This is a genomic window from Streptomyces sp. NPDC002130 (genome assembly GCF_040296465.1).
Classification (GTDB): Bacteria; Actinomycetota; Actinomycetes; order Streptomycetales; family Streptomycetaceae; genus Streptomyces.
On record NZ_JBEOXI010000586.1, the window covers coordinates 1 to 2,264 of the forward strand.

The 2,264-nt window shown below is 63.0% G+C and carries 3 protein-coding genes; all 3 read left to right on the top strand.

The window, feature by feature from the left end:
- On the top strand, positions 1–871 hold an 871-nt coding region (locus ABT116_RS43135), incomplete at its 5' end, for a hypothetical protein (protein WP_351646212.1).
- Positions 868–1,854: a recombinase RecT gene (locus ABT116_RS43140; protein WP_351646214.1), complete on the top strand. Its 987-nt coding sequence runs from the start codon at positions 868–870 to the stop codon at positions 1,852–1,854. The genes ABT116_RS43135 and ABT116_RS43140, both read left to right, overlap by 4 nt.
- A gap of 73 nt (positions 1,855–1,927) precedes the next feature.
- Positions 1,928–2,182: a WhiB family transcriptional regulator gene (locus ABT116_RS43145; RefSeq protein WP_095971184.1), complete on the top strand. Its 255-nt coding sequence runs from the start codon at positions 1,928–1,930 to the stop codon at positions 2,180–2,182.
- The last annotated feature ends 82 nt before the right edge of the window (positions 2,183–2,264 follow it).

Sequence of the window (2,264 nt, forward strand, 5' to 3'; positions counted from 1 at the left end):
GGTCCTGGACCCGCTGGGTGATCTGCTCGACCCGGATCCCCGCGCTGACCAGGCCGACCACCCTGTCGCCGTCCTGGATCGGCGTGAACCCGAGCAGATCGGTAAGGCGCAGCAGGATGATTTCGACTACGGCCATGCAGCCGAGCTGGCGGCGGGGGAGTACTGGAAACTGCGTAACCCGGGCTGGCGGCTGTCTCCGGGCGAGGTGCAGTACACCGACATAGCCCTGCCTTTCGGCAACGCGGCAACGATCGATGCCCGCGCCTCGCGTGGAACTCACAGACGTGTGGTCGAGAAGAAGACTGCCCGCGACATCTACGAATACGGCGACGACGGAACAGGCATAGTGCCAATCGATTACGAGGCGCAGATCATCTTCCAGCAGATGGTTTCCGGGTGGCTCGATCCGGCGGATCTCGTTCTGTGGCCGCAGTACGGCAAGCCGAAGATATACCACATCGAGTACAAGGCTCACGTCGCTGCCGCGATCCTGGCAGCCGTCCAAAAGTGGAACGACAGCCTGGCCAACGGTGTGGCACCGGACCTCGACGACTCGATCAGCACCTACGAGACCGTGCGTCGACTGAATCCCAAGATCGATGGAACGACAGTTCAGCTCACCCCGAGCCTTGCCGCTGAGTTCCTCCAGGTGGATAGGGACTTCGAAGCATTGGAGGCCCGCCGAGTGGGACTCAAGTCGAAAGTGTTGAACGAGATGGGCCTCGCACAGCATGCCGAGGTGATTCGGCACATCGACGGCGCTGAGGTTCACGAACATATCGCGCGTCGACAACCCGCTCGGGGCGGCTCGATCGCGCTTTACGCAGACAAGAAAACAGACATCGCAGCAATCGAAAGGCTCTCCGCATGACTAATGAACTCGCAGTACGCGGCAACGCAACCGATCTCGTCATCGACCCCGCGCAGTCGTCGTTCACCGATGCACAGGTCGCGGCACTCCGGCAGCTAGGCATCGAGGATGCGCCGAAGGGTGACCTCGACCTGTTCTTCCACCAGGCGAAGCGCACCGGGCTCGATCCGTTCGCGAAGCAGATCTACATGCTCGGACGCCGAACGAAGATCAAGGTATGGAACGAGCGCGCGAAGCGCCAAGACGAAGAATGGGTCATGAAGTACACGATCCAGACGGGGATCGACGGCTACCGAGTGACCGGACATCGCCTGGCGCGCATCGCCGGTGACGACATCGCGGTCGAGGGTCCGTTCTGGCGCGGCGCCGACGGCGGATGGGATGACGTCTGGCTCGACCCGAATCGTCCACCGCTCGCCGCGAAGTACGTCGTCGTCAAGAACGGCGTCAAGTACGCATCCGTAGCGATGTACGGCGAGTACGTGCAGACGTACTCCAAAGACGGCCAGCAGCACCCGAACTCAATGTGGGCGAAGATGCCTGCCAACCAACTTGCCAAGTGTGCGGAGGCCGCAGCGTGGCGCAAGGCGTACCCGAACGACTTCTCAGGCATGGTGCTCGAGGATGCCGTCCAGATCATCGACGGAGAATCGACGTCCGTCACATCGGAGCGCGTGCCCACCACCAAGCGCGGCGGATCTGGGCTCGAGGAAGCTCTCGGTCTTGCGTCTGAGGTTGAACCGAGCCCGACTCCAGCCGACGAGCCTGCGCCGGCAGACGTTACCGATGCCGTCGAGATGGCCAGCAATGAGCAGCAGCTGACACTCGCGCGACTGCTCGACAAGGACGGATGCGACACGAAGGAAAAGAAGCTCGCCTGGCTCAAGAAGCAGTACGGCCGTGACTTCGAGAGCGCCGATGATCTCGCTGCCGATGAGGCGGTCGCACTGATCACATTCCTGGAATCCGAGCAGCCCGCCTGATCCCCAACCCCGCAACAGATCCGGGCCGCCGCCGAGGTGGTGGCGGCCCGGCTTATGCACAGGAGCTATTCACATGAGTGACGACATCGATTGGCGCGCACGTGCCAAGTGTCGCGATCACGATCCTGAGCTGTGGTTCCCGAACCAGGTCCACAACAAGAAGGCGCGTCGCGAAGCGAGCTTCCCCGCCCGCGCGATCTGCTTCGAATGCCCTGTCCGCGAGGAGTGCCTCGCGTGGGCCATCAAAACGGACGAGCGGTGGGCTATCGCGGGAGGCCGAGACTTCGGTGCCCACAGCAACAAGCATGCGGCCACGAAAGGCAGCTAGTGGGACTCCCATGGGCGCGCCCCCCGCAGTGCGATCTTCCCCGCTCTCCCGGAGGGCCGTGCCGCGAAGCACGCGGGTGAAG